Here is a 4,867-nt window from a genome sequence, read left to right as displayed (position 1 = left end):
CGCCCCCAGGCTCGAGCAGGGCGTGCACCACTTCCGCCCACCGGGCCACGTCAGGCAGCCATCCGAGCGCGCCAACGCCAGTATAGACGACGTCGAAGGTGCGCCCACCGAGTGCGGCGACAGCGTCATAAACGTTCGCTTGGACCCACTCGACCTCGAGTCCGCAGCGCGTCGACAGGTCACCCGCGAGTGCGATGGCTTCATCTGAGAAGTCGAGGCCGACAACCCGAGCGCCTCGTCGCGCCAACGCGATGGTGTCGCTTCCGATGTGGCACTGCAGATGAACAAGGTCCAACCCTGAGACCGGACCTAGCTCCTCGTCCTCCCACGGGCGGAGGTCGTCTCGCCCCGCGACCAGCCCTTCCACGTCGTACAGCGCGGTGGACGGGTGGATCGACGCCATCTCGTTCCACAGTCGCCGATTCGTCTCGAGCCAGTCCTGCTCGCTGTCGTCAACCATCTCGAACAGTTTGCCCGGTGACGAGCCACCGGGCGAGCACGCTCGCACCTCAACCTGTCCCTGAACGCCGGCTGACGAGCAGCCGGATCGCTTCCGGGTCTCCGCCCGGTCGACCGAAGTCAACCGAAAGTCAGGGTGACGTACGCCAACCAGCGAAGCCAGTGAGGCAACGGCGGCCTCGGGCCACCCTCCCAAGGCATCGGGTGGAGGCGTGCTAGCCAGTCAGCAGCGATAATGTTTCAGTGGGAAGGCTGGTTGTTATCACGGGCCCGCCGGGTGCCGGGAAGTCGACGGTGGCTCAGTTGCTCGCGGATCGAGCGCACCCGAGCGTGCTCGTCGATGGCGATGCCTTCTTCGGATTCCTCGCAAGCGGCGCGATCGAACCGTGGCTGGCGGACGCGAGCGCGCAGAACGAGGTAGTGATCCAGGCTGCCGCCTCCGCCGCTGGCATATATGCCGCTGGTGGATATATGACCGTCTATGACGGCGTGGTGGGGCCGTGGTTCCTTCCTACCTTCCTTGCCGCAAGCAGGTTGGAGCAGTTGGACTACGTCATCCTGCTCCCGGACATCGAACGTTGCGTACGGCGTGTCGACAGTCGTCGGGGGCACGGTTTCCGCGACGAAGCTGCTACCCGCAAGATGCACTTCGAGTTCACCAGTGCCCAGATAGATGAGCGTCACGTGCTACAGAACCCGCCGGACGACCTTGACCGAGTGGCCTCGCTCGTGGAGGAAGCAAGTCGACAGGGAGTGCTCGCATACCCCGAGGTGTGAACCGCCTGGTGACAGAATGCCCGCATGAGCGCAGGAACCCCACGGACTGGTTACCACACAGTGACTCCACGACTCGTAGTGAGCGACGTGCCGGCGCAGGTCGATTTCCTTCGCCAGGTGTTCGACGCCGCCGGCGAGCCTGAACCCGGTCGACCAGCTGAGGTCCGGATCGGCGACTCACTCATCATGATCTCTGCGACGACCGAGCGCGATCCGTTCCCCGGCTTCCTGTACATCTACGTCGACGACGCTGATCGCGCCTACGATCTCGCTCTCCAGGCTGGCGCCACATCGCTCGAATCACCTGTTGACACCCCCTACGGCGATCGGCGGGTTATGGTGCGCGACCCCTTCGGGAATGTGTTCCAAATCGCTCACCAGCTCGAGTGACTGCGGGGGTGTAGCAGCTCATGTCGGGTTTGAGTAGACGCGAGTGGGAGACACGAAGACGGCCGCGCGACGCTCCGCGCGCATCGTTTGGTCGTAGGCGGCCCAGTCGTCGTGGGTCCCTCCTGCTGCGCTGAAGATCTCGCGAAGCACGAGCCGGAGTCGCTCGTCGTCTAGTTCGGGGTCGGGGTCGTCGGGTCCAAACAGTTGGGCGCGGCCTTCCACCGTGGCCCACCGCCAGCCGGCTCGGACAACGACTGCGATCGTGGGGTCGGCGCGCAGATGGACGAGCTTGCGGGTGCCTCCCCCAGCGACGAACGCGACGCTGCGGTCGGCTGTCACCGGATGGGGAAGGACGCCGGCATTTACGACCGCCGTATGTGGGGTCTGATCCGCGCGGCGGGTAACGACCACACTGAGGCCGTGGTCGAGCGGCACCAGTTCTTCGAACATTGCGAGGTCGGTCATGTTCACCTCCGGAGGTCTAGTCGACCGTCAATCGCGCCGTCCATCGGGGTGTTTGCGGTGGTCTACGTCGTGGCCGCTGGTAGACCTCAGGTTCGGACGTCGAAGCGCTTCGCCCTTCGGGCTGGTGCCTCCGATGCTCTCTACGCCGTGTGCAAGGTCGACCCGGTCTCGAGGAGGGTCTTCAGGCTGGACAGGACGGCGGGCCACCCTTGCGAGATGTTGGGGAGGACGGGGCTACCCGGCGCGAAGCCGTCGTGGGTGACCGTGAGCTTGACCACGCCATTCCCGACGTCTTCGATCTCGAAGGCCACCCTCGAGCGGGGCTCGGCCCGCCACGACGCGGCAGTGGCGTCGTCGAGGCCAACTTGGGCGGCCCACTCGGGCGTGAAGGTGTGCCAGTTGTAGGCAAGCCTGCGGTAGGGATCGGACTCGAGGATGACCTGTGCCGAGTCCATACGTGTACCCAGCGGCTCGGCCACGTTCGTGCGCCGTCGCGCTCAGCTGGAGGGCGAGACCCTCTTGCCAGGAACGACGCTGCCACAGAGCGGCACCGCCCCGGGGACCAGCTGGAACGTCGAGCCGGAGTACTTGGTGTACCAGCCACAGTTGTCGGGCCCCGCGGACCCGGTTCGCTGGTTGAGATTGATCGGGTGGCTGCCGAGCAGGCCCGCGGCGTTGAAGCTGGTGATGCCGGACAGGGCCTTGACGAGCGCCGACTGGCTCGGAGCCGAGCCGGCGCCCTGGAGGGCCTGGACCAGCAGGGCGACCGAGGCGTATCCCGCGTACTCGGCGTAGGTCGGATCTCCGGTGACGCCGACGCTCTTGAGGTCACTCTGGAACTGCATCGTGGCCGCCGTGCGCATCTCGACCGGTTCGAACAAGGAGATGAAGGAGACATTCTGCGCGATCTGCTGCGCAGTCGGACCGGCCTGCTGGAGGTCGCCGCCGTAGCCGGTGGGCAGCAGCGCGACCTTCGGGTTGTCACCCGACTGCCTGAGAGCACTGATCAGGGCGAAGCCGGTGTTCGGATCGACGGACGCGTACATTCCGTCCACCCCGGCCGACTTCATTGCCAGGGCAACCGGCTCCACATTCGTGCTCCCGAAGGGAAAGTTGGCGTTGACGTAGCCGGCACTCAGCCCGACAGCCTGGGCCGACATCGCCGTCCCCTTGGCGTTCTCGGCCGAGGTCGGTGAGATGCTGTAGCCGAGCGTCCCCACGTTGGTGGCGCCTTGCATCTTGAAGTACTGACCAGCCCCCGTCGAGACGAGGGTCGTGTCGATGTACCCATATACAGGGAACATGTTCTTGGACGTGGTCCACTCGGGTCCGTCCTCTGCGGCGCCGACGACAGGGACGCCCTGGGCCGTCAGGAAGGGCGCGGCGGAGAAGGTAAGGGCGCCGACGGCGACCACCGCGAGGACGTGGTCCTGTTGCACCAGCTTCTGCGCCGCGGTGAGGACGCCGGAGGGAGACGTCCCGGTGTCACCCACGACGTACTTGATGGTGTACCCGTTCCGGTGCGCCAGCACGGTCCCGGCCTGGACCCCCTGCACGCTCGTCTTGTTCCCGGACGAGGCGAGCCCAGTGACATCGGTGAGGATGCCCACCGTGTAGGTCTTGCCACTGCCGCTCGAGCTCTGGCTCGACGAGCTACAGGCTGCCGCCATCAGCAAAACGCTGATGATGGCTGCCAGGAGCGCAACCTTGTGGGTAGGCCTGCGATGTCTCTTCCCCATCATGGTGTCGCTCCCTCTTCCCTCGGATCCCGACCCAGGTCCGGATGGTCGACCGCCGCCGCGAAGGCGTGGCGGCCCACCGCGCCTGCTGCCATTACACGGCCCGCCAACATCGCGGTCCCTCCTCACGGCGACGGCACGTCGCCCGGCAGAGATCTAGACATATAGCCCAGGATCATCCACAGCCAATCGGAGGAGCCGCCCGTTTGTCAACCGGCGAGCGGCCCTCCAGCGCAAGCCGAGGAATGACCGGCACCGCGCGGTCGGCTTCAGGCGAACAGCTTCACCTCGGACACGGTAACGGCATGCCCTCCCAGGATCACGCGGTCGCCGCTGAGGCGCATGCGGACGGTCCCACCTCGTTTGGATGCTTGAAGGCCGACGAGCTCGCCGCGTCCGACACGAGGAGCCCAGTAGGGAGCAAGTGCGCAATGGGCGGAGCCGGTCACCGGATCTTCGGGGATGCCGGCGTTCGGCGCGAACACGCGGCTCACGATGTCGGCGTCGGTAGCTGGGTCCGCTCGGGCAGTGACGATGAGCGCGCGCCGGCCGAGGGCGGCGATGCTCGCTTGATCGGGCTGGAGATCGATGACATCTCGGGCCCGCTGCAGCTCGACGAGCCAGTCGTCCCCCGCGATCCCGGTCCAGCTTGGCGACGGGAGCCCTGCCGGAAGTGCGGTAAGGGATCGCTCCACGGGATACCGCGCCGGGAAGCTCATCTCGATCCAGCCATCAGTCACCTCACAGCTCAGGAGTCCTGACCTGGTGCTGAACACGGCGTGACCGCCAAGGACGTGTGCTGCCGCCAGCGTCGCATGACCGCAGAGGTCCACCTCGACCGCGGGCGTAAACCAGCGCAGCTCATACCGGTCATGGCCACGAGGCAGGACGAAGGCCGTCTCTGACAGATTCATCTCGCTCGCGACAGCTTGCATTCGCGCCTCGGTCGGAAACTCGTCCACGATCGCGATCGCAGCCGGGTTGCCCGAGAAGGCGCGGTCAGTGAAGGCGTCGACGACGATCAACACCATGTCATC

At 66.0% G+C, this 4,867-nt stretch carries 7 protein-coding genes; 2 read left to right on the top strand and 5 right to left on the bottom strand.

The genetic code is table 11. From position 1 onward, the window contains the following. The coding region (locus VGF64_08775) for a class I SAM-dependent methyltransferase (GenBank protein ID HEY1634838.1) at positions 1-460 on the bottom strand (460 nt) is incomplete at its 3' end. Between the two features lie 242 nt (positions 461-702). Between VGF64_08775 and VGF64_08770 the strand changes: the two genes are divergently transcribed. Then, positions 703-1,236, top strand: a complete 534-nt coding sequence (locus VGF64_08770; protein HEY1634837.1) for an AAA family ATPase — start codon at positions 703-705, stop codon at positions 1,234-1,236. A gap of 24 nt (positions 1,237-1,260) precedes the next feature. Continuing rightward, positions 1,261-1,626 (top strand): VOC family protein, encoded by a 366-nt coding sequence (locus tag VGF64_08765; protein HEY1634836.1) that lies wholly within the window; start codon positions 1,261-1,263, stop codon positions 1,624-1,626. A gap of 18 nt (positions 1,627-1,644) precedes the next feature. Here VGF64_08765 and VGF64_08760 read toward each other — a convergent pair whose 3' ends face one another. The 4 genes from VGF64_08760 to VGF64_08745 form a co-directional block, all read right to left on the bottom strand. Then, positions 1,645-2,091: a pyridoxamine 5'-phosphate oxidase family protein gene (locus VGF64_08760; GenBank protein ID HEY1634835.1), complete on the bottom strand. Its 447-nt coding sequence runs from the start codon at positions 2,089-2,091 to the stop codon at positions 1,645-1,647. A gap of 140 nt (positions 2,092-2,231) precedes the next feature. After that, positions 2,232-2,570 (bottom strand): SRPBCC domain-containing protein, encoded by a 339-nt coding sequence (locus VGF64_08755; GenBank protein ID HEY1634834.1) that lies wholly within the window; start codon positions 2,568-2,570, stop codon positions 2,232-2,234. A gap of 18 nt (positions 2,571-2,588) precedes the next feature. Further along, the gene (locus VGF64_08750) at positions 2,589-3,761 is read right to left on the bottom strand and encodes an ABC transporter substrate-binding protein (GenBank protein HEY1634833.1); all 1,173 of its coding nucleotides are present in this window, start codon (positions 3,759-3,761) and stop codon (positions 2,589-2,591) included. 338 nt (positions 3,762-4,099) lie between these two features. Further along, a partial coding sequence (locus VGF64_08745) for a PhzF family phenazine biosynthesis protein (protein HEY1634832.1) occupies positions 4,100-4,867 on the bottom strand: 768 nt, incomplete at its 5' end.

The organism is Acidimicrobiales bacterium, assembly GCA_036491125.1.
Taxonomy (GTDB): Bacteria; Actinomycetota; Acidimicrobiia; order Acidimicrobiales; family AC-9; genus AC-9.
The sequence above is the reverse complement of the archived record's forward strand: the minus strand, read 5'-3'. Positions and strand labels throughout refer to the sequence as shown.

Coding starts and splice junctions, on each gene's coding strand:
- VGF64_08765 (HEY1634836.1), top strand. CDS start 1,261: ATGAGCGCAGGAACCCCACGGACTGGTTACCACACAGTGACTCCACGA.
- VGF64_08750 (HEY1634833.1), bottom strand. CDS start 3,761: ATGGCGGCAGCCTGTAGCTCGTCGAGCCAGAGCTCGAGCGGCAGTGGC.
- VGF64_08760 (HEY1634835.1), bottom strand. CDS start 2,091: ATGACCGACCTCGCAATGTTCGAAGAACTGGTGCCGCTCGACCACGGC.